This window comes from Streptomyces sp. NPDC051677 (assembly GCF_044453465.1).
Classification (GTDB): Bacteria; Actinomycetota; Actinomycetes; order Streptomycetales; family Streptomycetaceae; genus Streptomyces.
The window spans coordinates 1-24,452 of sequence record NZ_JBITCT010000058.1 but is presented as its reverse complement, the minus strand read 5'-3'; the positions used below and the strand labels follow the sequence as shown (position 1 = coordinate 24,452).

Below are 24,452 nucleotides of genomic sequence, written 5' to 3'. Positions count from 1 at the left end.
GACAGGACTGGCTGCACTCGGGGCAGGCCGGAGCGTCTGGCATGCCTCTCACCTGCGCCGACGGTCTGCACGTCCGGTCAATCCGCATACGGGCTGTTCGATTTAGCCTTCACCAGGGCATCGGCGTCGCCCCTAGCTCTGAGGGAAGCCTCAACCGCTACACAGCCGCAGTACGTGGCTCTATACGATCTGGTTCGCGTGCTGCGCGAAGTGGGGGCCAGGCGGCGCGTGCTGGGCCGTCATTTGCTCAGTCCGGCTGTAGGTGATCCGAAGCTTCCATGGGATGACCGTGATGAGTGTCAGTTCGATGGTGAGCTCTGGCGGTGCGAAGACCTCCTGGACCTTGCGCTCCCCTGCTGGGACCACCCCGGCTACCCCGAGCAGTACAAGCAGGAAAGAGCAAGCCGGTTAGCCGGGGATGCTGTGCCCGCACCACAAGCGCCGAGAAGGCGCCATCCCTGTGTGACACGCCGTCCACGTGGTACACCATCACGTCGAAGAAGGCTTACCACGTGCCTTCTTGGTGGAATGGCACCAAGTACAAGGACGGTCCGGGCGGCACCATTGCCGTGTCCGTTACCAAGACCGGGACCATTTCTGCCGAATTCTCAGCCAGCGGGGAGTGGTCGGCCGGGGCGATCCTCGCGAAGGCCAAGACCACCATCAGCGTCAATATCGGCGCCAGTGTCTCTGTCGCCATCGGCCACAACTACTCCCATGACATCAGCCGGAACAAGTACGGCCACCTGCAGTACGGCTCCTGGGGGTACAAGGTGACCTGGAAGCGGTACCGTTCCGCCGGTGATAGCAGTTGTGGCGGCGTCGAGATCGCTCATGGGTCGGCGACGCTCCCCACGTCCGAGACTGGCTGGAAGTACTGGGAAACCGCGTCATGACCTATTTGAGCTCGCGCGCCTGCCTCGCCGGATGCGCTGTCGCGGCGTCGGTAATCCTGCTCACCTCGTGTACGTCCGGCAGCGGTGACGGTAAGGCCTCCAAAACTCCCTCGTCGCCTGCGTCGAATGGATCCCAGGCGGGAACCGGGTCGTCCGAGAAGAAGCTCACCAAGCAGGCGCAAGCGGCCCTTGCCACTGTCCACAGCGGGAAGATGGTCGAGGCCGGCGCGGAGCGGGTGGCCGACGGCATCCACACCGAGCCGAGCCTGAGCGAGGGCAAGACCTACCGGCTCAACCTGGTGTGTGTCGGCAGCGGCAGTGCGCAGCTGACATTCACACCGACGAGCACCGGACCGAAAACCAAGGTGCCGTGCGATCAGTCAGTGGTCCAGCAGCGGATCACCGTACACGAGCCGATACGCGTTGATGTCGACGGTGCCAAGGGATCGACCGGCGTGATCGCCTGGCAGATCGACGCCATCTGATCCGTGCATACGGGTACCCCAGCACGGATGCTGAGGCGTTCAGTCCGTACAGCAACGAAGTACGGCAACCCCACAAACCGCCAGCACCCAGCACCGGCGCAGGTCAAAGGCCCCGGAGAGATTCCGGGGCCTTTGGTGTTTCTGGGGGAGGTGGCGTCGAGGGGCCCGCCCTGGGTGGGGCGGGGCCATTGGCGGTGTGGTTGGAGGGTTACTTGGTGATTGTCGTTGTTGTCTGGGTTGTTGCCGGGGTGTGTTGGCCGTCGCCCTTGTAGGTGGCGGTGTAGGTGATATCGCCCGGCTCGCGTGGGTTTTCCGTGAAGGTGAACTCGCCTGTCGTCGTGGAGACGGCGAAGGTGCCGACCGGGGTGCCGGTCGGGTGTTCCGTGTCCGTGCGGGTCACGTCCACCGTCGTGCCGGCCGGGAAGGGCTCCGCTGCCGAGAGGCGGCCGGTGACGGTCAGGTCCCGGCCCTTGCGGGAGGTCGCCGGGGCCTGGAGGCTGAGGGTGGTGTCCAGCTTTCCGGCGTCCGGGAGGACGTGGAGGGTGGGGGCGCTGCCGTAGGACGAACCCGTGATCGCGAAGAGGCGGTTCTCGTCGGGGGCCCAGGCGAGGCCGTCGCGCTGGAGGTCGGTCACGGCGTACTCGTGGAGGGACGGCCAGGTGGAACCCGGGCGGTAGGTCTTCACGAAGTCGCCGGACGCGCCCGTCGCCACCGTTCCGTCGGTCGCCACGGCCACCGAGTTCGGGAACTGCCAGCTCGAGTAGGAGCCGTTCGAAGAAAGGTCCGACAGGCTGACTATCTGGTGGTCGGAAGGGTTGTTGGCCGCTACGACGATGTTCTGGCCGTCCGCCGTCACCGCGAAGTCGTTGAGGTACGAGATCGACGGCGACGAGGTGAAGCCGCGCTCGGCGCGCTTCTGCAGGCCGCCGGTGGCCGTGTCGTAGACCGCCAGGGTGGCCGGGCTGACGCCCTCCTCGCCCGCCACCAGGACGTTCGGATCGGCGGGGGACGACGCCAGGGCCGGGGCGTAGTACCAGTACCGGCCGCTCGGGACGAGCGTCGCCGCCGGGGCCGGAGAGGCCACGTCGAGCGAGCCGATGCCGCCGCTGCTGTCGACCGTGTAGCCGAACCACAGCTTGCCGCCCGCCATCGCCAGGCTCTGGGGCGAGGTGTTCGCGCCGGTGGGGTAGCGATGGGTCTCGGTGAGGGTGGCGGTGTCGATCTCGGCGATCGCGTCGGCCGTCGACAGGGCCACGTACAGCTTCGTGGAGTCCGCCGAGAGCACGAGGCCCGCAGCCCCCTCCTCGGCGGTGATCTGCTGGACGACCGCGCCCGCGTAGTCGGTGACGACGATGCCGGCGCCGGTCGGGTCGCTGACGAACACCCGGTCGTGCACTCCGTCGACGACGATGTCCCGGAACGAGGAGCTGGGCAGCGCCACGCTCGTCTCCTCGGCCGTGGTCGAGGCCGTCGCCGTCGCTGTCGCCGTCGCTGTCGCTGTCGCCGTCCCGGCCGTGATCAGGGTCAGCGAGCCGGTCAGTGCCGCTGCCACCGCGACGGCGGTGCGTTTGTGGATGCGCAAGTGAACAAGTCCTCCTCGGAGTTGGGGCGGCCGTTTCGGCCTCCAGTTCGAAGAGCGCAGGGTGGCGGGCATGTGTCACTGAACGGGCAGTCGCCTCGCGGAGAGCGGCTCCTCCGTCCGGCCGGCGGCTAACGCTCGCGGAGTTCCTCTCGGTAGGCGTTCGCCAGCGTCGTCGCGCGGGTGAACCAGTCCGTCAGGACTGCGATCTCGGCGGGCGAGTAGTCGGCGAAGAGGGCGTTCAGGCGGTCGTAGTGGGGTGCGTAGAGCTCGTGGACCCGGGCCACCGCCGACGGTACGGCGGCCACGCGCACGCGGCGGCGGTCCTCCGGGTCGGGGCGGCGGGTGACGTAGCCGGCCCGTTCCAGGCGGTTGAGGATGCCGGTGACCGCGCCCGTCGTGACGTGGACGCGGGTGGCCAGGTCGCCGGCGGTGAGGAGGTTCTCGCCGGCCTGGATGACGTAGGCGAAGCAGGTCAGGTCGGAGACGTTCAGGCCGAGGCGCTGGGCCATCTCCTGTTGGCCGATCATGCTCGCCGCGATGAGGTCGTCCATCGCCGAGAGGGCTTGGGCGGGGGTCGCGGCGGGGCGAGGAGGGGGTGGCGTGGTGGTCATCGCGGGGGCCCGGGCCCTTTCGTGGTGGGTTCTTGCTGGGTCCTTGTTATCCGCTTTCGGTTTGTCTTACCTTGTAAGAAGTTTAGGTTCGCGACTTCTTAGATCGTGAGGTAAATGGGTGTCGGGACATCAGTACGACGAAGGGCACACCGTCGCCGGCTGGACAGGCGTCGGGATCGCGACCGTCGGGACCGCCGTGGTGGGGGTGGGGGTGTGCGCCGTCTCCCCCGTGCTGATCGCCGCCGGCCTCGCCGTCGTGGGCGTGAGCGCGCTGGTCACCTGGGGGCTGCATCTCACCGGGTGGGGCAAGCCGCCGGGGATGCGGCCCCGGGCGGAGTGGGGGATGCGGGTGCGGGACCCGGGCGCTCGGGGCGGGCATCCGGGGTGTGTCGGGTGCCGGCTCGCGGGGCGCGCGCCCAAGGGCGAGGGTGCGTTGTCAGTGCCTGGGCCTACCGTTGCGGGTGATGGGACAGGCATGGAAGTGCGCGGGGCTGCGGTGGTCGGCGGAGGGGCCGGTGCTGATGTGGGACGGGGGGCGTAGTAGCCCGCTGTCCTGGGGGAAACGGGTGGCCTTCGGGGTCGTGGAGGGGGGCGTGCGGCAGTGTGTCGGGGCTCGGGGGCATGCGTGTCCCCGGGGAGTCGTCGTGCCGGGGCGGAGCACGGGCGGGCGGTGCGAGGAGTGCGGGCGGCTGGACCGGGCGCACTCCGTCGCGGCGGACCGGGTCGCCGACGATCCGCGGCCGTATCGGGTGTACCTGGCCTGGTTCGGGCCCGGGCTGGTGAAAGTCGGGATCACGGCCGTCGAGCGGGGGTCGGTGCGGCTGCTGGAGCAGGGGGCGGTCTGCTTCACCTGGCTCGGCGTCGGGCCGTTGATGGCCGCCCGGCGCGCCGAGGAGCTGCTGCGGGCGGCGCTGCGGGTGCCGGACCGGATTCCGTACGCCGAGAAGCGGGCGGTGCGCGCCGCGCTGCCCGACGCGGAGGAGGAACGGACGCGTGAGATACGGGGGGTGTACGAGCGGGCTGTGGAACTGGGCGGCTGGCCCGAGTCGTTGGCACGTGAGCCCTGCCAACCCGTCGATCATGTACGGGCGTTCGGGCTGGCCGGGGCGCCGGCCGCCCTCGGCGAGGTCAGCGAGCTCGTCGCCGGGGGCTCGGTGAGCGGGGAACTGGTGGCGGCCGCCGGGCCCGATCTGCACCTGGCCGCCCCGGGCGGGGCGGTCGTCCTCGACACGCGGTTGCTGCGGGGGTGGGAGCTGGTTCCGGTGGGGAGCGGTGAAGTCGCCTTTCCCGTACGCCACTTCGACGCCGGCGCGGGACACCTGCAGGACGGACTGTTCTGAGGGCGCGGGAGAGTGCGGAGCGCGGTTCGTGCGGGAGGCTGCGGAGGCCTCCGGCCGGGGCCGGCGGTCCTCAAGGGCGGTCCTGCGGGGCGTGAAGGTGATGCCAGAGGGCATTCCGCCCTGCGGTGTGAGGGCCGTGTCAGGGCCGGACATGGGGTTCCCAGGTGTTGCCTGAGAGGCCCCTGTGCGTTTCTCAGGGAAATCACAGATAAGTGAAAGAGTGCTCTCAGGGGACCCCGACAAGGTGTCCACCATGACCACGACCTCGCCCCAGGGGCGCACCGAACTGCTGAGGCCGGACGGGAGCCCCGTCCGAGTGCTTGTGGTGGACGACGAGATGTCGATCACCGAACTGCTGTCCATGGCCCTGCGCTATGAGGGATGGCAGATCCGGAGCGCAGGTGACGGCACGGGCGCCATTCAGACCGCCCGTGAGTTCCGGCCCGACGCCGTCGTCCTGGACATGATGCTGCCGGACATGGACGGGCTGACCGTCCTGGGGCGGCTGCGGCGTGACCTGCCGGACGTTCCGGTGCTGTTCCTCACGGCCAAGGACGCCGTCGAGGACCGTATCGCCGGACTCACCGCCGGCGGCGACGACTACGTCACCAAGCCGTTCAGCCTGGAAGAGGTCGTGGCCCGGCTCCGGGGGCTCATCCGCCGTTCCGGCGCAGCCGACCGGCGTTCCGAGTCCGTGCTCGTCGTCGGGGACCTCACCCTCGACGAGGACAGCCACGAGGTCTCGCGGGCCGGGGACAACATCCATCTGACCGCCACCGAGTTCGAGCTGCTGCGCTACCTGATGCGCAACCCGCGGCGCGTGCTCAGCAAGGCGCAGATACTCGACCGCGTGTGGTCGTACGACTTCGGCGGCCAGGCCAACGTCGTCGAGCTGTACATCTCCTACCTGCGGCGCAAGATAGACGCGGGGCGTGAGCCGATGATCCACACCCGGCGCGGCGCCGGATACCTGATCAAGCCCGCTGTGTCATGAGCGGGCGACGACGGCCGCGTGCGCAGAAGAGACGGGCGGGAAAACCGCGCACCCTGCGGACGCGGCTCGTCGTCGTGTCCGTGACCCTGATCGCCGTGATCTGCGCGCTGATCGGAACCGTCACCACCCTGGTGCTGCGGGACCACCTGTACGGCCAGCTCGACGGGCGACTGGGTGAGGTCGCGGCGCGGGCCGCGCCCCGCAACGGCTTCGGAGGGCCGCCGGACCAGGCGAAGAACGGCGCCGGCACGCCTGGCCGGCAACAGGGCAAGACGCAGGTGACCGACCTTGCGCAGCTGGTCAAAGGCCCCCAGTCGGACAGCACCATCGCGGCCAAGGTCGTGAACGGCGCCATCACCGAGGCCGAGCGGGGCGTGAAGTCCACGAACGACTTCTCGATGGGCAACAAGCCGCTCACCGAGGCCCAGACCAAGGTGCTCAACTCCGTCTCCCAGGACGAGAAGACGCACACCGTGGAGCTCCCCGGGCTGGGCGACTACCGCGTCAAGTACGCCAGCAACGACACCTCCAGCTACTACGTGGCCATCCCCACGGCGGAGGTCGACAACACCATCAACACCCTGATCCTCGTCGAGGTCAGCCTCACCGTCGCCGGCCTCATCGCGGCCGGTCTCGCGGGCACCGTGATGGTCGGCGTCGCCACCCGCCCCCTCCGCAAGGTCGCCGCCACCGCAACCCGGGTCTCCGAGCTCCCCCTGCACACCGGCGAGGTCAACCTCAGCGAGCGGGTGCCCGAGACCGAGACGGACCCGCACACCGAGGTCGGGCAGGTCGGCGCGGCCCTCAACCGGATGCTGAACCACGTCCACGGCGCGCTGCACGCCCGCCAGGAGAGCGAGATGCGGGTCCGGCAGTTCGTCGCGGACGCCAGTCATGAACTCCGTACACCGCTGGCCTCCATCCGCGGATACGCGGAGCTGACCCGGCGCGGACGGGAGGAGGTCGGGCCCGACACCCGGCACGCCCTCGGGCGGATCGAGTCCGAGGCCGGCCGGATGACCTTCCTCGTCGAAGACCTCCTCCTGCTCGCCCGCCTCGACGCCGGACGGCCGCTGCAGTTCGAGCAGACCGACCTCGTCCCTCTCGTCATCGACACCGTCAGCGACGCCCGCGCCGCCGGCCGCGACCACGTCTGGCGGCTCGAACTGCCCGACGAGCCCGCCCTGGTGTCCGCGGACGCGGCCCGGCTGCAGCAGGTCCTCGTCAACCTGCTCGCCAACGCCCGTACGCACACCCCGCCCGGGACGACGGTCACCGCGCGCGTGCAACGGCGCGGGCCGTGGCTGTGCGTGGACGTCCAGGACAACGGTCAGGGCATCCAGGCCGACCTGCTTCCGCATGTCTTCGAACGGTTCGCGCGCGGCGACTCCTCGCGCTCCCGGGCCTCCGGCTCCACCGGTCTCGGCCTCGCCATCGTGCAGGCCGTCGCGACCGCGCACGGCGGCGCCGTCACCGTCGACAGCGTGCCCGGACGGACCGTGTTCACCGTGCACCTGCCGGCCATCGGCCCCGCCGTGCCCCAGCCCGCCCCCGAAACGAACTGGCAACTCGACTCACAGGTCGAGCACAGTGCCACCACATGGGTGCAACAGGGCGCCTGACGAAAGTCGACGACATGCGAACCGACTCTTCTCCCGGCACCCTGCCGGCGCGGGAGCACCTCCCGGCCGCCACAGCCGGTACGCCTGTCCTGGACGTAGTGATCCCCGTCTACAACGAGGAGAAGGACCTCCGGCCGTGCGTCCAGAGACTGCACGACCATCTGACGCGTACCTTCCCCTACTCCTTCCGCATCACGATCGCGGACAACGCGTCGACCGACACCACTCCCCTGGTGGCGCAGCGGCTGGCGGAACGGACCCCGCAGGTGAGGAACTTCCGGCTCGAGCAGAAGGGCCGCGGCCGAGCGCTGCGGACCGTCTGGTCGGCGTCGGACGCCCCGATCCTCGCGTACATGGACGTGGACCTGTCCACCGACCTCAACGCGCTGCTGCCGCTGGTGGCGCCGCTGATCTCCGGCCACTCCGACCTGGCGATCGGCTCCCGGCTCGCCCGTAGCTCCCGGGTGGTGCGCGGGCCGAAGCGGGAGTTCATCAGCCGCGCCTACAACCTGATCCTGCGCGGCTCGCTCCAGGCCCGCTTCTCGGACGCGCAGTGCGGGTTCAAGGCGATCCGGCGTGACGTCGCACAAGTTCTCCTTCCCTTGGTGGAAGACACCGGCTGGTTCTTCGACACTGAGATGCTGGTGCTCGCCGAGCGTGCCGGTCTCCGTATCCACGAGGTGCCGGTCGACTGGGTCGACGACCCGAACTCCACGGTGCACATCGTGAAGACGGCGACCGACGACCTGAAAGGGGTGTGGCGCGTGGGCAAGGCCCTGGCCACCGGTTCGCTGTCCCTCGACCGGCTCACCCGCCCGTTCGGCGACGATCCGCGCGACCGCGACATCCAGGACGTGCCCAAGGGCCTGGCCCGCCAGCTCGTCGGCTTCTGTGTCGTCGGCGGCCTGTCCACCCTCTTCTACCTGCTTCTCTACAGCGGCTTCCGCCAGTTCAGCGGCTCGCAGGTCGCCAACGCGCTCGCCCTGCTGGTGTCCGCGGTCGCCAACACCGCCGCCAACCGGCGCCTGACCTTCGGGGTGCGGGGCAGCGGCGGGGCCGTCAAGCACCAGGCGCAGGGTCTGGTCGTCTTCGGCATCGGCCTCGCGCTGACCAGCGGCTCGCTCGCCGCACTGAACGCGGCGACGTCCCACCCCGCGCACTCCACCGAACTGGCGGTCCTCATCGCCGCCAACCTCGCGGCGACGGTGCTGCGCTTCCTGCTCTTCCGCGTGTGGGTGTTCTCCGACCGGCGGGACGGCGACGACCCGGCGGACCAGGTGAGCCCCGCGGACCAGGCGACCGCCCCGACCACCCCGGTCGTCCCGCACGCCCCCTCGCACGCCCCCTCATCCCCGACGTACCCGACTTCTTCGACGTACCCGACGGCGCCCGCGTCCGCGCAGAACGGCGGCCCCTTCGCGCCGCTGCCGCAGCGCTCGGTCCCGCAGCAGCAGAACAGCACCCCGTGCGACCCGACGTCGACGTACGACACGACGTCTCAGCTCCGCGCCGGTGATGCCGCGGACGGCACCTGGAGGGACGCCACCATGCGGCTGCAGCCGGTGCGCCCCCGCGACACCGAGCCGGGGGACGCCCGATGACCACTCACCTCGACCAGGCGACCGCCTGGGATGCGCCGCCGGCCACCGCGCCGGTCACCCCGCGGCAACCGGTCGCCCCGGCCCCCGGGTCGGGCGAGCCGAAGCAGCCCCTGCACCGCAGACTGTGGCGCGGCCGCCCCGAGGACCCCCGCTGGGCCCGCCCGGCCTTCCTCGGCCTGCTGGCCGCCACCCTCCTCCTCTACCTCTACAACCTGAGCGCCTCCGGCTACGCCAACTCGTTCTACTCGGCGGCCGTCCAGGCCGGCAGTCAGAGCTGGAAGGCCTTCTTCTTCGGCTCCCTCGACGCGGGCAACGCCATCACCGTCGACAAGCCCCCGGCCTCGCTGTGGCCGATGGCCCTGTCGGTCCGGATCTTCGGCCTGAACTCGTGGGCGATCCTCGCTCCCGAGGTGCTGATGGGCGTCGGCACGGTCGCCGTCGTCTACGCCTCCGTGCGCCGCCGGTTCAGCCCCGCGGCCGGTCTGATCGCCGGCGCGGTCCTCGCGCTGACCCCGGTCGCGGCGCTGATGTTCCGGTTCAACAACCCGGACGCGATGCTGGCCCTGCTGATGGCCGTGGCCTGCTCCATGGTGGCCCGCGCTGTGGCGGACGGCCGGACGAAGTGGCTGCTGTGGGCCGGGGTCGCGATCGGTTTCGCGTTCCTCGCCAAGACGCTCCAGGCCTTCCTCATCCTCCCGCCGCTCGCGATCGTCTACGCGGTCTGCGCGCCGGTGCCGGTGAAGAAGCGCTTCGGACAGCTGGCCGCGGCGACCGCCGCGCTGGTCGTCTCCGGTGGCTGGTGGGTGGCGATCGTCGAGCTGTGGCCCGCCTCCTCCCGCCCGTACATCGGCGGCTCGCAGAACAACTCCTTCCTGGAGCTGACCTTCGGCTACAACGGTCTCGGCCGCCTCAACGGCGAGGAGACCGGCAGCGTCGGCGGGGGCGGTGGCGGCGGCAACACGGGCCAGTGGGGCGAGACCGGCTGGGACCGGATGTTCAACTCCGAGATCGGCGGCCAGATCTCCTGGCTGCTGCCGGCCGCGCTGGTCCTCCTGGTCGGCGGTCTGGTGGCCACCCGGAGGTTCCGCCGCACCTCGGTCACCCGCGGTCTGTTCCTCGTCTGGGGCGGCTCGCTGCTGATCACCATGGGCGTCTTCAGCTACATGGCGGGCATCTTCCACCAGTACTACACGGTGGCCCTCGCTCCCTACATGGCGGCCGTGATCGGCATGGGCGCGGGTCTGCTGTGGGAGAAGCGGTCCGAGATCTGGGCCTCGATCACCCTCGCGGCCTCGGTCGTCGCGGCGGCTTCCTGGTCGTACTTCCTGCTCAACCGCACCCCCGACTACCTGCCCTGGCTGAAGTGGCTGGTCCTGATCGGCGGCCTGGTCGCCGCGCTCGGCCTGACCTTCGCGGGCCGGGTCAACCGTCAGCTGGCCCTCGCGGCGGCCTCCGTGGGCCTGGCAGCCGCGCTGGCCGGACCGACGGCGTACACCCTCAGCACGCTGCAGGAGGGCCACACCGGCTCCATCGTGACGGCGGGTCCGGCCGGCGCGAGCATGATGGGCGGCGGCGGTCCGGGCGGCGGCCGGGGCGGCTTCGGCGGCGGCATGGGCGGCGGCCAGAACCAGCAAGGTCAGCAGGGCCGGCAGAACGGCAACGGCAACACCCAGAACGGCAACGGCAACACCCAGAACGGCAACGGCTTCCCCGGCGGCGGTCAGATGGGCGGCGGTCAGACGGGTGGCGGCACGCCCGGCCAGAACCAGCAGAACGGCAAGGGCAGCACCCAGGGTCAGGGCCAGAACCAGGGCCAGAACCAGCAGGGCGGCATGCCCGGCGGTCAGACCGGTGACGGCGGCGGCATGGGCGGCGGTGGCGGTGTCGGCGGTCTGCTCAACGGCGCGTCGGTCACCGACGACGCCAAGAAGCTGCTGGAGACCGACTCCGGCGAGTACACCTGGGCCGCGGCCGCGATCGGCGCCCAGAACGCCGCGAGCTACCAGCTCGCCACGGGCGAGGCGGTGATGGCGATCGGCGGCTTCAACGGCACCGACCCGTCCCCGACGCTGGCGCAGTTCAAGCAGTACGTGGCCGACGGCAAGATCCACTACTTCATCGGCAGTGGCTCGGGCGGTGGCATGGGCGGCAGCAGCAGCGGCACGTCCTCGCAGATCAGCTCCTGGGTCGAGGCCAACTTCAAGAAGGTGACGGTCGGTTCGGCCACCTTCTACGACCTGACGCAGAAGGCGAGCGGCTGACCCGCTCCGAGATCGGTCGAGGGAAGAGAAGGGAAGGGCGGTGGCTCGGTGCCACCGCCCTTCTTCAATGCCCCGGCGTGCTCAGGAGCTGGTGAGGACGACGAGCTGCTGGGTCGCCCGGGTCATCGCGACATAGCGGTCCACCGCCCCTTCGATGCCCTCGCCGAACCCCTCCGGGTCGACGAGGACGACCAGGTCGAACTCGAGCCCCTTGGACAGTTCCGGGGTCAGCGACCGGACCCGCGACGACGTCGGCCGGAAGGACGGATCGCCGATGACGCAGACGATCCCGTCGTCGTGCGCGGCGAGCCACGCGTCGAGGACCGAACCCAGTTCCGCGACGGATCCGTGGACGACGGGGACGCCGCTGCTGCGCACGGACGTCGGCACGTTGGCGTCCGGGAGCGCGGCCCGGATGACCGGCTCGGCCTCCGTCATGATCTCCTCGGGCGTCCGGTAGTTGATGCTCAGGGAGGCCAGCTCGATCCGGTCGAAGCCGAGCCGCTCCAGCCGTTCCCGCCACGACTCCGTGAACCCGTGCCGGGCCTGGGCGCGGTCCCCGACGATGGTGAAGCTCCGGGACGGGCACCGCAGCAGCAGCATCTGCCACTCCGCGTCGGTGAGTTCCTGGGCCTCGTCGACGACGACGTGCGCGAACGGGCCGACGAGCAGATCCGGCTCGAGCGTGGGCAGTTCGGTCTCGTCCACCAGGCTGACCTGGGCGTCCTCGCCGCGCAACATCGTCACCAGGCCTTCGCCGTCGTCACCGTCGGCGCCGGAGTTGGCGGTGGCCTCGATCAGGTTGTCGACGACCTGGGTCATGCGCTCGCGCTGGGCGGCGAGGATCGCCGCGTGCCGGCGCTTCTGCCGGGCGGTCTCCGGGTCGCCGAGCCGCTGCCGTGCCGCGTCCAGCAGCGGCAGGTCGGACACCGTCCAGGCCTGGGCGTCCTGGCGCTGGAGCAGCTGGACGTCGTCCCGGTCGAGCCAGGGTGCGCACATCCGCAGGTAGGCGGGCACGGTCCACAGGTCGGAGACGAGGTCGGCGGCTTCGAGCAGCGGCCACGCGCGGTTGAAGGCGGTGAGCAGCTCCCTGTTCTGCAGCAGCGACTTGCGCAGCAGGGCGGGCGGGACGTCCTCGCCGTCGGGCCCGGCCTCGTGCTTGTCCATGATGATCGTGAGCAGCTCCGCCCAGACCTGCTCGCGTGCTTCGTTGTGCGGAGTGCCGGGTTCCGCCGCTTCGAAGGCCACGGCCCAGTCGCCGGCGGTCAGCTGGACGTCGGACCAGTGGGTCGTGACCGTCATCCCCTCGGCGGGCGGTTCCTCGTAGAACCTGACGGCCTTCTCGATCGCCTTCACCAGGTGCGCGGACGACTTCAGGCGGGCTGCCTCCGGGTCGGCCTCGACCGCTGCCGTGGCTCCCTCGGCGACGAGGTCCCGCAGAGTGCAGGTCTGCACGCCCTCCTCGCCGAGGCTGGGCAGGACGTCGGCGACGTACCCCAGGTAGGGCCGACTCGGGCCGACGAACAGCACGCCGCCCCGGCGGTGCCCGAGGCGCGGGTCGGAGTACAGCAGGTAGGCGGAGCGGTGCAGGGCGACGACGGTCTTGCCCGTGCCCGGACCGCCGTCCACGACGAGCGCGCCGCGGGATCCCGCGCGGATGACGGCGTCCTGGTCGGCCTGGATGGTGCCGAGCACGTCGCGCATCCGCGCCGACCGGTTGGCGCCCAGGCTGGCGATGAAGGCGGACTGGTCGTCGAGCGCGGCGTGCCCGGCGAACCCGTCCGAGGCGAAGACCTCGTCCCAGTAGTCGCTGATCCGGCCGCGGGTCCAGCGGTACCGGCGGCGGCTGGCCAGCCCCATCGGGTTGGCGTGGGTGGCCCCGAAGAACGGCTCGGCCGCGGGGGAGCGCCAGTCGACCAGCAGCCGGCGCCCCTCGCTGTCGGTGAGGCCGAGCCGTCCGACGTACAGGGGCTCGCCGCTGTCGGCGTCGACCATGTGTCCGAGGCACAGGTCCAGTCCGAAGCGGCGCAGGGCGCGCAGCCGGCCGGTCAGCCGGTGGATCTCGGTGTCCCGGTCCATCGCGTGCCGGCCCATGCCGCCGGGCGCCCGGCGCTCGGTGTCGAGGCGGTCGGACAGCTCGGCGATCGCCTCGTCGAGGCACTGCGCGATGGCCGCGAAGTGCCGCTCGTCGTCGGAGATCAGCGCCGGGTCGGCCTTGGCGGAAAGACGGTCGGGAAGGTCGAACGCGCTGGTGGTCAGGGGGTTCACTTGATCAGCTCCGATAAGAGGTCGCATACGACCATGGCACGCGGGAAGAGGGCGTCCGGACGGGCGTGACCGACCTCACGCGGTCGCGGGCGGCCGGTCCCGGCCGTCTCCGCTGTCCCGACCGGCCGCGTCGAGCAGCAGCTTCGCGGCCACCGTCGCCCCGTCGGTGCGGATCGTGGCGGCCATGGCGGTCGCGCGTGCGCGGGTCTCGGGGTCCAGGGCCGTTTCGAGCGCGGCCGACAGGGACTCGACGGTCGGCGTCGAATCGAGATGCGCCGCGCCGATGCCCAGCTCGGCCACCCGCTTCGCCCAGTACGGCTGGTCGGCGATCCGGGGGACCACCAGCTGGGGTGCGCCGGCCCGGGCGGCCGTCGTCGTGGTGCCCGCGCCGCCGTGGTGCACGACGGCGGCCACCCGGGGGAACAGCGCCTGCTGGTTGACCTCGCCGACGACGAAGCAGTCGTCGCCGTCGTCGACCGGGGCCAGACCCGCCCAGCCGCGGGCGAGGAGCACGCGGCGGCCCCGCGCACGGATCGTTTCGATGGCCACCCGGGCGATGTCCGTCGGGGCGTACGCGGCCATGCTGCCGAAGCCCACGTACACCGGTGGTGCGCCGGCCTCCAGGAACGCCTCCAGCTCCGCCGGGAGCGGACGGTCGTCGGGCAGGATCCACGCCCCCGTCTGCACGACGTCGAGGTCCGTCCTGCCCTGCGCCGGCCACAGCGTCGAGTCCGCCGCCAGCCATGGCCGGCCGGTGAGGACGTGGTCGCGGACGTTGTCCACCGGCGGCAGCCCGATCGCCGCCCGATGACGGTTGAGCGCCTCGCCGTACAACGCGTTCACCCGCTGGGCGTCCTGCTCCCACAGCACCCGGTTGTCGGTCTCGTCCTGCGGGGACGGCGTGCCCGGCCGCTGCCCCGGAGGGAAGTGCCGCGACGGCAGTCCCAGGGTGTGGAAGCACGCGAGGACGTAGGGGATGCCCAGTTTCTCGGCCACGTCCCGTGCTCCGGCCGGCATCAGGCCGGTCGCCAGCAGCGCGTCGCATCCCTCGGCCGCCGCGGTGAGGGTGTCGAACCGGGCGGCGACCAGCTCGGGAGCGAGCCGGAACGCGTCCTCCCTCGTCGGCGGCTTCGGTCCGGCGACCACCGACTTCACCGTCGGGCCGAGCGGCACCAGCGGCACGCCGACCCGCGCCAGCAGCGTGGCGAACTCCTCGTCCGGCGGCGCGCACACCTGTGCCTCCGCGCCGAGCTCCTGCAGCGCCACCGCCAGTCCCGCCAGCGGTTCGACGTCCCCACGCGATCCCCATGTCGTCAACAGCACGCGCACTTCGCGACCCCGTTTTCCGTAGATTGCGGCCCAGGCCGGAGATTCTGCGGCACGACGGGGGCCTTGCCGCAAGCCCCCCGGTGCGCTATAAGTTGAAAGTGGCAAGGAGTGGGCAACCTCCTTGCCTTTGCTTTTTTCGCGGGAGGTGCCCTGCCATGGCCGAGACCGCCAAGGATGCCGCCCGGCACAGCGTGTGGCTGGACGGCAAGGCGCGTCGGCGGGGGCGGGGCGGGCGGCAGCCCTCCGGGCTCGACCTGGACCGGATCACCGAGACCACCGTGCGGCTGCTGGACGCCGAGGGCCTGACCGGGTTCTCCATGCGGCGGCTGGCGGCCGAGCTGAACGTGACCGCGATGTCCGTGTACTGGTACGTCGACACCAAGGACGACCTCCTCGAACTCGCCCTGGACCGGGTCTACGGCGATCTGGAGGAGCTGCCCGACCCGCAGGCCGAGGACGCGGACTGGCGTGAGCAACTGCGCACGCTGGCCACGGTGTACCGCGGGCTGCTGGTCCGCCACTCCTGGCTGTCCCCGCTCGCCGGCCGCTACCTCAACCTCGGCCCGAACTCCCTGCGTTTCTCCAGCACGGTCCAGCAGGTCGTGCTGCGCACCGGCCTGCCCGCGCACGGCATCACCGGCGCGATCTCGGCCGTCTTCCAGTTCGTGTACGGCTACGGCACGATCGAGGGCCACTTCATCGCGCGCGCCGCGGACACCGGTCTGAGCCCGGACGAGTACTTCCGGCACGCGCTGAGCGCGAGCGCCGAGGCCCCGCAGACCGCGGAGGTCGTCGAGCGGTCCAAGAGCCTCATGGCGGCCCGCGGCGGCGACACGGTCGAGGAGATGATGGACCGCGACTTCACCTTCGCCCTGGACCTGCTGGTCGCGGGCATCGAGGCGATGGTGAGACGCGGCTGACCAGGGCCTGCGACCTGTCCTGGCCTGCCCTGTTCTGCCTTGGTCCGTCCGTCCTAGTCCTCCTGGACCAGCCGCGCCGGGAACCCGCCCGTCGCCACCGGTCCCCACCGCTCGGGCGTGACCCGGATGATCGACTTGCCCTGCTTGCGCATGGCCTCGCGATACTCGTCCCAGTCGGGGTGCTCGCCGGCGATGTTGCGGTAGTACTCCACGAGCGGCTCCACGGAGTCCGGAGCGTCGACGACCTCGGCCGTGCCGTCGATCTGGACCCAGGGCCCGTTCCAGTCGTCGCTCAGCACGAGGACGCTCACCCGCTCGTCCCGCTTGGCGTTGCGGACCTTGGCCCGCTCGGGGTAGGTCGAGACGACGATCCGCCCCGAGTCGTCGACCCCGCAGGTCAGCGGCGAGGCCTGGGCGCTGCCGTCGGCGCGCCGGGTGAGCAGGATCGCGCGGTGCCGGGGGCGGACGAAGTCCAGCAGCTCGTCCAGGGAGACCTTGGTGTTCGTCGCGATGTTCGGTGCCATGGGCCCACCCTAGGCGCGCGGCCCCCCTTTCGGCTGACCCTGCTGTGCCTACGTCTGCGCCGGTGTCGACCGGGCCTGCTATTGCTGCGGCAGGGCTTCTCCCTGCACCGCTTGGACGTCCAGTTCGACCTTCAGGGTGGTGCCGATGGCCGCGATGCCCGCCTGGACGACCTGGTTGTAGTCCATGGCGAAGTCCTCGCGCCGCAGTTCCGCCGTCGTCCGGAAGGCCGCGCGGGTACCGCCCCACGGGTCGGAGCCGGTGCCGAGGTAGGCCAGGTCCAGGTCCACCGGACGGGACACCCCGCGCATGGTCAGCTCACCGTGGACGGTCCAGCGGTCCGGGCCGGCCGGCGTCAGACCGGTCGAGCGGTAGGTGAGCTCCGGGTACGTCTCGACGTCCAGGAAGTCCGCCGAGCGCAGATGCGTGTCGCGCATGGCGTTGCCGGTGTCGATGGACGACGCCCGGATCACCGCCTCCACGCGGGACTTGGCGACGTCGTCCGGAGCGATCTCGACGGACGCCGTGAAGTCCGTGAACCGGCCGCGCACGCTGGAGATGCCCAGGTGCTGGGCGACCGCGGCGACGGTCGAGTGCGCCGGGTCGACGGTCCAGGGGCCGGGCGGGGGCAGTTCCGTGCCGCCCTGCCGGGCCAGGGTCACGATGCCGACCTCCGCCCGCCTGCTCGCCGTCACGATCGCGCTGGACGCCATCGGCGCGTACCCGACGGCCGTGACGATCACCGTGTACGCCCCCGGGGCGAGTTCGGTCGTGTCCCGTACGGCTCCTTCCGCGTCGGCCTCGGCGCGCAGCACCTGGCTCCCCGCCATGTCGGTCACCGTGACGACCGCGTGCGACACGGCCCACCCGTCCCGCGTGCGGATCTTCGCGGTCAGTCCCATCTCATGTGCTCCTCAACTGGAACCGGCCCGGTGCGTGGGGTGAACCCCCGCACCGGGCCGGAGCCTATAGCGATCCGAACTACTCGCCGGGGTGGGCGAGTTCGATGTCGTGGCCGTCGACGCCGGCGCCCGCGACGGTCAGCGCGGTGGCCACCGGCGGGTAGCCGGTCGCGATGACCGTGTAGTCGCCGCCGTCGAGGTCGGCGAAGGCGTACGCCCCGTCCGTGCCGGTGGTGGCGGTGCCGACCACGTTGCCCGCCGCGTCCACGAGCGTCACCCGCGCGTCGGCCAGCGGACCGTGCGGCGCCCGGACGACGCCCTGGAGCTGGGCGCCCGCGTCGAGGACGACCTCCGCGCGGGTCACGCCCGTCGCGCCGATCTCGACGGGCAGGGCGCGCGGCCGGAACCCGACGGCGTTGACCGCGACGGTCACGGCCCCCGGCACCAGCTCCGCGAAGGAGAACTCGCCCTGCTCACCGGTGGCGGCGGTGGCCAGCAGATCGCCCCGCACATCGGTGACGATCACCATCGCGTCCTTGACGCCGTCGCCCGACTCGGCGGCGCGCACGACACCGCTGAGCCCGCTGGTCCCGCTGAGCAGGATGTCGTACGCGACCGGCTCGCCGTTCACGACGACCGTCGAGGCCTGCGGCTGGAAGCCGTCCGCCGAGGCGATCAGCACGTACGAGCCCGTACCCGGCGCGTCCAGCGCGTAGGCGCCGTCGGCCTGTGAGACCGACCGGCCGAGCTGACGTCCGCCGAGCGAGATCAGCGTGACGGCGGCCTGCGGCACGGGCGCGCTCTCCGCGCCGCGCACGAAGCCGTGCACCGGGACGCCGCCCGAGGGCGACTGCGGGGCGGGGGCCTCGACGGTGGCGACGGCGGCGAGCCGCTGCGTGGCCTCGGCGCCGCCGGCCTCGGTGGTGGAGGCGGCGACGGCCCAGCTCGGGACCTTCTCCTCCACCGTCACCGGAGCCTCGACGGCGGCCGGAGCCTCCGTTGCGGCGACCGGGGCCTGCGTGCTGTCGGCCGGGGCGTCCTCGGCAGCGGCCTGCGCCAGCGCGCCCTTGGTCCTCAGCGGGACCTCCTTGATGAACAGGGTGATCAGGAAGGCCAGCAGGGCCAGGCCGGAGGCGATCAGGAAGACGTCCGCGATGCCGTGGCCGTACGCGCTCTCCATGACCGTGCGCAGCGGCGCGGGCAGCTTGTCCATGTCCGGAATGGAGTCGGAGCTCGAACCGGACGCGAGGGAGGCGTACTTGGGGCCGAGGTCGGCGATGCCGTCCTTGGCGTAGTCGGTGATGCGGTTGGCCATGACGGCGCCCAGCGCCGAGACGCCCATCGCACCGCCGAGGGACCGGAAGAAGGTCACGGTCGAGCTGGCCGAGCCGAGGTCGCTCGGGTCCACCTGGTTCTGCGTGGACAGCACCAGGTTCTGCATCATCATGCCGACGCCGAGACCCAGCAGCGCCATGAAGATCGCGGTCTTCCAGTAGTCCGTGTCGTAGCGGATCGTGCCCAGCAGTCCGAGGCCGGCCGTGATGAGCACACCACCGCTGACCAGCCAGGCCTTCCACTTGCCGGTACGGGTGATGAACTGCCCGGAGACGGTGGAGGAGACGAACAGACCGCCGATCATCGGGATCGTCATGACGCCCGACATGGTCGGGGACTTGTCCCGGGCCAGCTGGAAGTACTGGGCGAAGAACACCGTGCCGGAGAACATCGCGACGCCGACGAACATGGAGGCGATGGAGGAGAGGGTGATGGTGCGGTTGCGGAACAGCCGCAGCGGGATGATCGGCTCCTTGGCCTTCGACTCGACGAGCACGAAGACCAGCGCGAGGGCCACGGACCCGGCGACCATCGTGTACGTCTGCCAGGACAGCCAGTCGTACTTGTCACCGGCGAAGGTGACCCAGACCAGCAGCAGCGAGACCGCGGCCGAGATGAAGAACGCGCCGGCCCAGTCGACCTTGACGTCCCGCTTCACGACCGGCAGGTGCAGGGTCTTCTGCAGCACGATCAGCGCGATGACGGCGAAGGGCACGCCGACGTAGAAGCACCAGCGCCAGCCGAGCCAGCTCGTGTCGGTGATGACACCGCCGAGCAGCGGACCGCCGACGGTGGCGACGGCGAAGGTCGCGCCGAGGTAACCGGAGTAGCGCCCGCGCTCACGCGGGGAGATCATCGCGGCCATCACGATCTGCGCGAGGGCGGAGAGCCCGCCCACGCCGACGCCCTGGACGACCCGGCAGGCGATCAGCATGCCGGAGTTCTGCGAGAGCCCGGCCGCGGCCGACCCCAGCACATAGATGACGAGCGCTATCTGGACGAGCGCCTTCTTGTTGTAGAGGTCGGCGAGCTTGCCCCACAGGGGGGTGGTCGCCGTCATCGCCAGCAGGGTGGCGGTCACGACCCAGGTGTAGGCGGACTGGCCGCCGCCGAGGTCGCCGATGATCTCCGGGAGGGCGTTCGAGACGATCGTGGAGGAGAGGATCGCGACGAACATGCCGAGCAGCAGCCCGGAGAGCGCCTCCATGATCTGCCGGTGCGTCATCGGAGCGTCCGCGGCAGAGCCGTGGGACCCTCCGCCGTGCTTCGCGTGAGCCCGCACACCGGCTGGTGTGGTCGTTGCCATGGGCTTCCTTCTCTTACGTTGCTTGAGCGGGTGTACGGGTGGTCTGTGTCCGTTCGCCCACGGGGACGGGGGCGGAACCGGGGGCGGAAACGGGAGGCGGGGGTGCGGGCGGAGGGGGCGCGGGCGGGGGCTGCGGCCGGTGCGGGACCGTCCGGCAGTCGCCGAAGCTGGCGCGCAGCCGGGTCAGCAGTCCGACGAGCTGGCCGACCTCGGCGTCGGTCCAGTCGCCCAGCCGCTGCGCCAGCAGGTCGGCGCTCCGACGGGACAGCTCGGCGAGCATCGCGTGCCCCTCGGGGGTGAGGCGCAGGATGCGGGAGCGTTTGTCCGCCGGGTCGGGGGAGCGTTCGATCCATCCGCGGTCGGCGAGATGCGCGGCGTGCCGGCTGGTCACGGACATGTCGACGGCGAGCAGCTCGGAGAGATTGCTCATGCGCATGTCGCCGTGCCGGCCCAGCAGCGTCAGTACGGCGGCCGAGCCGGCGGAGCAGTCGGGCGGCAGGATCCGCCCGAGGTCCCGCTTCACGGCCCCGACGGCACTGAGCTGACGCGCCAACTCCTCGTACTGCGCCTGCCCGGCCATCTCACACCTCCTGTTTTTGTTGCTTGGGGCAACCATAGGAGCGGTTGGTTGCTACAGGCAAATAAAAGCGGCGTGAGGGCGGCAAAAAGTTGGCAAAGGCAAGTATTGCGAGGGTAAATGTGCAGATGGGGGAGTGGGCGGGGGTGTCTCGGTCGCCGGTCGAGGCACCGGGTTGTCGGGGCCCCTTCAGGGCTCGTGTGGTGACCCCCACTTGGGCCGCCCCGCCCGTTTTCGCTAGTGTCTCGGCCCATGGCTAACACCCAGGGCCCCCAGGGCAACCACGACCCCGCCGGCAGCACCCAGATGTTCCGCGCGTTCGTCGACGAGGGCGCCCCCCGGGCCGCCCAGCCGGCTCCCGCGCCGACCGGCTCCCGCATCGGCCTGATCGTCGGCGTCATCGCCGCCGTCGTGATCGTCGCCGCGGTCGCCTGGCTGGCGCTGAAGTAACGACCGCACGGTGACGCCGGGTGGCGCCGCGGCGTCACCGCGCCCCGCGACCTCTTCTCACTCCCACCGCACCGACACGTCCCGTGTCTCGATGCGCATCCCCAGCGGGACCCGCCACGCGTCGACGCACGCGCCTTGTCAAGGGTCCCGATCCTGGGCATTGTTGTGCCATGACGCTGACGCACGCCCTCTTGGGGCGCGAGTACCTACGTGTGTCCGACGACCGCTCCAAGCAGCGCCGTTCGGTCACGGAGCAGCACGACGACAACGTCGCGGCTACTGCCGAGCACGACATCGAGCTCGCCCAGCCGTACGACGGGGACAACGACAGGTCCGCTTCGAAGTTCGCCACGAAGCGCCGTGCCGACTTCGAGCAGCTGCTCGCCGATCTGCGCAGCGGACCGACCGGACGGGAGAGCGACTTCGGTGCGGACGTCCTGGTGCTGTGGGAGAACTCGCGCGGCTCCCGTCGAGTCTCCGAGTGGGCCATCCTCATTGAGCTGCTGGAAGACAAGGGCGTCCAGGTCTTCGTCACAGTCGATGACCGCCTGTACAACCCGGCCCGCCCTGCTGACCGCAAGGTGCTTCAGTCGGCCGCCATCGACAGCGAGCAGGAAGCTCTCAAGACATCCGCCCGGACGCGCCGCACTGCTGCGGCAGAGGCCGCCAAGGGCCGGCCGCACGGACGCCCACCGTTCGGTTTCCGGGGGGAGTACGACGCGAAGACCGGCAAGCTGGTCACGTGGTCGCCCGACGAGACACTCGTACCCGACTCGAAGCAGCCGAGCGGGCAGATCGCGAAGTGCGACATTCCGCGCGAGGTCTTCGTCCGCCTGCGCAAGGGGCATTCACTCCTGGCCATCTCGGAGGACTTCAAGCGACGCGGGATCCTCAACGAGAGCGGTACCCCGTACACCGGCCCGCACATCCGGAGCATGGCACTTCGGGCGGCGTATGCCGGGAAGCGAGTACACCAGGACCAGGTGACGGAAGGGACCTGGGACGGCCTCATCGATGAGGAGACTTTCTACGTCGTACAGCGCACCCTGACGACGCCCGGCCGCGCCATCATCCGCAACGGCAAGGCGAAACACGAGATCTCCCGCATCATCAAGTGCGGTGTCTGCGGCGACATCCTCAAGGCGATCACCCCGGAGGCCGTCGGGAAACCTCGCTACCAATGCGCGCTTCGATCCTGCGTCAAGATCGACAAGGCCGAGACAGACGAGGTCGTCATCGGTGCCATGCTCGCCTACCTCGCGAGCGACAAGGTGTATCGCGACTTTGCCGCGAGCCCCGGCGACTCCGAAAAGGCCGCCAGACTCCGTGCCGAAGTAGCTGCGATGCGAGCGGAGAAGGACGTGATGGAGGCCGCGGAGCCTGCCTCACTCGCTGAAGCGCGGATGATCGCCCGCGGCCTCGAACGCCTTGAGGCGGACATTGATCGGCTCGAAGAGGAGGTACGCAACCTGACCTTGCCCGCCGCGCTGAGTGACCTGATCCAGCCCGGCGTGAACGTGTGGCGAAGGTGGGAGGCGGCACCGATCAGTTCCCGTCGCTCGATCGCCCGACTCCTGCTCACACCGTCCGTGCTGGGGGAAGTGCGCGTGCACCAGATCGGCAGCGGCCGGAAGGTGGACGCTATGGACCGCATTGAGTGGTGGAGGGGATGAAGACGCTGCGTCTCTATCACCTGAGCTGCGGGCGGAATCTCGCCGACGTCACGATGCCGCTGGGAAACCCGGATTGGACGTCGGATGGCCTCTGCGTGACGCCACGGCCCAACGTCGACCAGGACGACTACAGGCGTCCTCACACAGAGGCGGACGGCGACGGATACGGGTACGTGTACACGTACACGTGGCGTTGCAAGTGCGGGGCGGCGCCCGTCGAGGCTCGGCATGCGCGCATCGCCAGCATGTGGGCGCAGGTGAATGATGCTCACCAGGCAGTTATACGGCTGCCGGTCGAATAGACTTCCGATCAGTACCTGAATGCGGATGCCGTGAGGAGCGGCGGTGCCGCCCGGGACGCACCTCGGACACCCGGACTAAGCCGAGGGCATGTTGGGTCAGCCTCACCGGGCAGACCCCCGGAGACATGCCCTCATGGCGAAAACGACTCCCCGTGAAATAAAGGCTGTTGAACCGGAGCCGTATCGGCGGCTCGCGGGGAAGATCGCGATCCTCGAACGGTGGCACGGGGCAGATGACCCTCGGCTGCCTGAACTGCGCCGTGACCTTCGCGCGATGCGTCTTGCAGAGCACATCCGTCAGGTAGTCGAGGCCGCTCCGCCACTGACTGCCGACCAGATCGGCCGCCTTCGCGACCTCCTGCCTCCTGTAGCCGCAGCCGAGCAGGGCGGAGGTGAGGCGGCATGATCCTGAACAGCCGAGAGGGCCGCCCCCGACAGGCGGCCCCCGGCGTCGCAGTCCGCGACCTCATCACCAACACGGTACGCGCCGAGTATGCGGCCGTGCCCGTGTGTGGACCCGACCGTAGGGGCGGGTGGTGATGGGCTACGAACTGCGCCGCACGCTCCGGGAAGCACTCGGGCCGGAGATCTCAGGCCTTCAGCGGGCGGTCGCCTTGGAGATCGCGGACGACGCCAACGACGCGACACGCCTGAGCTACGCGCCCTTGGAGGACCTGCGCCGGTGGACTGCGGCGAAGGACACCACCGTCGTACGGAACGCGCTGAAGCGGCTCGCTGCGGCCGGGTGGGAGTTCCGCGTACCCATCGACAAGAAGGGCAAGGACGGTCGGATCCTGTACGCCGTACCCGGCCGTCGTATGACCTTCCGGGTGCCCGAGGTCGAAGGGGTAGCCCCAGCTACCCCTAGCAAGGAGGAGCCCCCGCTACCCCATCAAGGGGGAGCCCCCGCTACCCCTCGCGACCCTGAAGGGGTAGCCCCGGCTCACTCAGGGGTAGCCCCGGCTCCTTCTGGGGTAGCCCCCGCTACCCCCTTCTCCTCATCCCCTCAGACCTCATCTTCTCCGCGCGCGCGTGCGGAACGGCTGCTACGGGATCTGGGGGCCACCGAGGACGAGACGACGAAGATCCTCGCCAAGATCGAAGCCAGCGGAAGCATCCGGAACCTCGCCGCCTACCTGAAGCGGATGGAAGCTCAGGGTGACCTCACTCGGTTGATCGCTGAGGAGCGCAGCGCCTCCGACAGGCGACAAGCCGCCGCCCGGCAAAGCGTCGCCATGGCGGGCGGCGAGCACGCCTTCGAAGACGACGGCTGCGGCACAGGCACCTGCCGATGCGAGCGGCCTCACCGCCACCGCGTCCACGGAGGCACGTGATGGGCACCTGGCCGCCTACCGAGCTACCGGGGCTTCACGTGGAGTTCGGCGCGTACGACGTGCAGGCGGCGCGCTGGGTGCGGGAGCCGTCGGCCCGCTACCGCTGCGTGTGCGGCTTCAGGCGGGCAGCGTCCGGGGTCAA

20 protein-coding genes and 1 pseudogene are annotated in these 24,452 nt (G+C 70.6%); 13 read left to right on the top strand and 8 right to left on the bottom strand.

Going from position 1 to position 24,452, the window contains the following annotated elements; genetic code table 11:
- Positions 1–30 precede the first annotated feature (30 nt).
- From ACIBAF_RS41950 to ACIBAF_RS41940, 3 genes and pseudogenes are all read left to right on the top strand, one after another.
- Positions 31–375, top strand: a pseudogene (locus ACIBAF_RS41950) (DUF6221 family protein); the annotation flags it as partial.
- Positions 376–512: 137 nt separating this feature from the next.
- Positions 513–896: a hypothetical protein gene (locus ACIBAF_RS41945; RefSeq protein ID WP_399470803.1), complete on the top strand. Its 384-nt coding sequence runs from the start codon at positions 513–515 to the stop codon at positions 894–896.
- On the top strand, positions 893–1,381 hold the full coding sequence (locus tag ACIBAF_RS41940) for a hypothetical protein (RefSeq protein ID WP_399470801.1): 489 nt from the start codon (positions 893–895) through the stop codon (positions 1,379–1,381). Before ACIBAF_RS41945 ends, ACIBAF_RS41940 begins: the two co-directional genes overlap by 4 nt.
- 208 nt (positions 1,382–1,589) lie before the next feature.
- On the opposite strand, the gene ACIBAF_RS41935 is transcribed toward ACIBAF_RS41940, so the two are convergent.
- Positions 1,590–2,963, bottom strand: a complete 1,374-nt coding sequence (locus ACIBAF_RS41935) for a YncE family protein (RefSeq protein ID WP_399470799.1) — start codon at positions 2,961–2,963, stop codon at positions 1,590–1,592.
- 128 nt (positions 2,964–3,091) lie between these two features.
- On the bottom strand, positions 3,092–3,574 hold the full coding sequence (locus ACIBAF_RS41930) for a MarR family winged helix-turn-helix transcriptional regulator (RefSeq protein WP_399470797.1): 483 nt from the start codon (positions 3,572–3,574) through the stop codon (positions 3,092–3,094).
- A gap of 118 nt (positions 3,575–3,692) precedes the next feature.
- Here ACIBAF_RS41930 and ACIBAF_RS41925 point away from each other — a divergent pair, with 118 nt between their 5' ends.
- The 6 genes from ACIBAF_RS41925 (at position 3,693) to ACIBAF_RS41900 (ending at position 11,392) form a co-directional block, all read left to right on the top strand.
- Entirely contained in the window at positions 3,693–4,115 is a 423-nt protein-coding gene (locus ACIBAF_RS41925) for an HGxxPAAW family protein (protein ID WP_399470795.1), read from the top strand.
- Positions 4,039–4,914: a DUF2797 domain-containing protein gene (locus ACIBAF_RS41920; protein WP_399470792.1), complete on the top strand. Its 876-nt coding sequence runs from the start codon at positions 4,039–4,041 to the stop codon at positions 4,912–4,914. The genes ACIBAF_RS41925 and ACIBAF_RS41920 overlap by 77 nt, the downstream gene beginning before the upstream one ends.
- Before the next feature lie 253 nt (positions 4,915–5,167).
- Positions 5,168–5,908, top strand: coding sequence for a response regulator transcription factor (locus ACIBAF_RS41915; protein WP_399470790.1), 741 nt, complete (start codon positions 5,168–5,170; stop codon positions 5,906–5,908).
- On the top strand, positions 5,905–7,530 hold the full coding sequence (locus tag ACIBAF_RS41910; protein WP_399470788.1) for an ATP-binding protein: 1,626 nt from the start codon (positions 5,905–5,907) through the stop codon (positions 7,528–7,530). Before ACIBAF_RS41915 ends, ACIBAF_RS41910 begins: the two co-directional genes overlap by 4 nt.
- Positions 7,531–7,544: 14 nt before the next feature.
- Entirely contained in the window at positions 7,545–9,131 is a 1,587-nt protein-coding gene (locus ACIBAF_RS41905; protein ID WP_399470785.1) for a glycosyltransferase, read from the top strand.
- On the top strand, positions 9,128–11,392 hold the full coding sequence (locus ACIBAF_RS41900; protein ID WP_399470783.1) for an ArnT family glycosyltransferase: 2,265 nt from the start codon (positions 9,128–9,130) through the stop codon (positions 11,390–11,392). Before ACIBAF_RS41905 ends, ACIBAF_RS41900 begins: the two co-directional genes overlap by 4 nt.
- 81 nt (positions 11,393–11,473) lie before the next feature.
- On the opposite strand, the gene helR is transcribed toward ACIBAF_RS41900, so the two are convergent.
- Positions 11,474–13,660 (bottom strand): RNA polymerase recycling motor ATPase HelR, encoded by a 2,187-nt coding sequence (gene helR, locus ACIBAF_RS41895; protein ID WP_399470781.1) that lies wholly within the window; start codon positions 13,658–13,660, stop codon positions 11,474–11,476.
- Between the two features lie 75 nt (positions 13,661–13,735).
- Positions 13,736–14,989 (bottom strand): glycosyltransferase, encoded by a 1,254-nt coding sequence (locus ACIBAF_RS41890; RefSeq protein WP_399470779.1) that lies wholly within the window; start codon positions 14,987–14,989, stop codon positions 13,736–13,738.
- A 155-nt stretch (positions 14,990–15,144) separates the two neighbouring features.
- Between ACIBAF_RS41890 and ACIBAF_RS41885 the strand changes: the two genes are divergently transcribed.
- Positions 15,145–15,909, top strand: coding sequence for a TetR/AcrR family transcriptional regulator (locus ACIBAF_RS41885; protein ID WP_399470777.1), 765 nt, complete (start codon positions 15,145–15,147; stop codon positions 15,907–15,909).
- Positions 15,910–15,962: 53 nt separating this feature from the next.
- Here ACIBAF_RS41885 and ACIBAF_RS41880 read toward each other — a convergent pair whose 3' ends face one another.
- The 4 genes from ACIBAF_RS41880 to ACIBAF_RS41865 form a co-directional block, all read right to left on the bottom strand.
- Positions 15,963–16,433, bottom strand: a complete 471-nt coding sequence (locus tag ACIBAF_RS41880) for a PPOX class F420-dependent oxidoreductase (protein ID WP_399470775.1) — start codon at positions 16,431–16,433, stop codon at positions 15,963–15,965.
- Between the two features lie 78 nt (positions 16,434–16,511).
- Positions 16,512–17,333, bottom strand: coding sequence for a YceI family protein (locus tag ACIBAF_RS41875; RefSeq protein WP_399470773.1), 822 nt, complete (start codon positions 17,331–17,333; stop codon positions 16,512–16,514).
- Between the two features lie 79 nt (positions 17,334–17,412).
- A complete protein-coding gene (locus tag ACIBAF_RS41870; protein ID WP_399470771.1) occupies positions 17,413–19,974 on the bottom strand; it encodes an MFS transporter in 2,562 nt (853 codons plus the stop codon).
- 13 nt (positions 19,975–19,987) lie between these two features.
- Positions 19,988–20,554: a MarR family winged helix-turn-helix transcriptional regulator gene (locus ACIBAF_RS41865; RefSeq protein ID WP_399470769.1), complete on the bottom strand. Its 567-nt coding sequence runs from the start codon at positions 20,552–20,554 to the stop codon at positions 19,988–19,990.
- Between the two features lie 249 nt (positions 20,555–20,803).
- Here ACIBAF_RS41865 and ACIBAF_RS41860 point away from each other — a divergent pair, with 249 nt between their 5' ends.
- The 3 genes from ACIBAF_RS41860 to ACIBAF_RS41850 all read left to right on the top strand — a co-directional run bounded on the left by ACIBAF_RS41860 (position 20,804) and on the right by ACIBAF_RS41850 (position 24,310).
- Complete coding sequence (locus tag ACIBAF_RS41860) at positions 20,804–21,001, top strand: hypothetical protein (RefSeq protein ID WP_079661282.1); 198 nt, start codon at positions 20,804–20,806, stop codon at positions 20,999–21,001.
- 170 nt (positions 21,002–21,171) lie between these two features.
- Positions 21,172–22,674: a recombinase family protein gene (locus ACIBAF_RS41855; RefSeq protein ID WP_399470767.1), complete on the top strand. Its 1,503-nt coding sequence runs from the start codon at positions 21,172–21,174 to the stop codon at positions 22,672–22,674.
- An 841-nt stretch (positions 22,675–23,515) separates the two neighbouring features.
- Entirely contained in the window at positions 23,516–24,310 is a 795-nt protein-coding gene (locus ACIBAF_RS41850) for a hypothetical protein (protein ID WP_399470765.1), read from the top strand.
- Positions 24,311–24,452 lie beyond the last annotated feature (142 nt).

Bases quoted from the DNA above. Each gene is read 5' to 3' on its own strand.
- ACIBAF_RS41900 (WP_399470783.1), top strand. From the start codon at position 9,128: ATGACCACTCACCTCGACCAGGCGACCGCCTGGGATGCGCCGCCGGCC.
- ACIBAF_RS41930 (WP_399470797.1), bottom strand. From the start codon at position 3,574: ATGACCACCACGCCACCCCCTCCTCGCCCCGCCGCGACCCCCGCCCAA.
- ACIBAF_RS41875 (WP_399470773.1), bottom strand. From the start codon at position 17,333: ATGGGACTGACCGCGAAGATCCGCACGCGGGACGGGTGGGCCGTGTCG.
- ACIBAF_RS41880 (WP_399470775.1), bottom strand. From the start codon at position 16,433: ATGGCACCGAACATCGCGACGAACACCAAGGTCTCCCTGGACGAGCTG.
- ACIBAF_RS41855 (WP_399470767.1), top strand. From the start codon at position 21,172: ATGACGCTGACGCACGCCCTCTTGGGGCGCGAGTACCTACGTGTGTCC.
- ACIBAF_RS41850 (WP_399470765.1), top strand. From the start codon at position 23,516: ATGGGCTACGAACTGCGCCGCACGCTCCGGGAAGCACTCGGGCCGGAG.
- ACIBAF_RS41860 (WP_079661282.1), top strand. From the start codon at position 20,804: ATGGCTAACACCCAGGGCCCCCAGGGCAACCACGACCCCGCCGGCAGC.
- ACIBAF_RS41910 (WP_399470788.1), top strand. From the start codon at position 5,905: ATGAGCGGGCGACGACGGCCGCGTGCGCAGAAGAGACGGGCGGGAAAA.
- ACIBAF_RS41870 (WP_399470771.1), bottom strand. From the start codon at position 19,974: ATGGCAACGACCACACCAGCCGGTGTGCGGGCTCACGCGAAGCACGGC.
- ACIBAF_RS41885 (WP_399470777.1), top strand. From the start codon at position 15,145: ATGGCCGAGACCGCCAAGGATGCCGCCCGGCACAGCGTGTGGCTGGAC.
- ACIBAF_RS41920 (WP_399470792.1), top strand. From the start codon at position 4,039: ATGGGACAGGCATGGAAGTGCGCGGGGCTGCGGTGGTCGGCGGAGGGG.
- ACIBAF_RS41915 (WP_399470790.1), top strand. From the start codon at position 5,168: ATGACCACGACCTCGCCCCAGGGGCGCACCGAACTGCTGAGGCCGGAC.
- ACIBAF_RS41865 (WP_399470769.1), bottom strand. From the start codon at position 20,554: ATGGCCGGGCAGGCGCAGTACGAGGAGTTGGCGCGTCAGCTCAGTGCC.
- ACIBAF_RS41905 (WP_399470785.1), top strand. From the start codon at position 7,545: ATGCGAACCGACTCTTCTCCCGGCACCCTGCCGGCGCGGGAGCACCTC.
- ACIBAF_RS41940 (WP_399470801.1), top strand. From the start codon at position 893: ATGACCTATTTGAGCTCGCGCGCCTGCCTCGCCGGATGCGCTGTCGCG.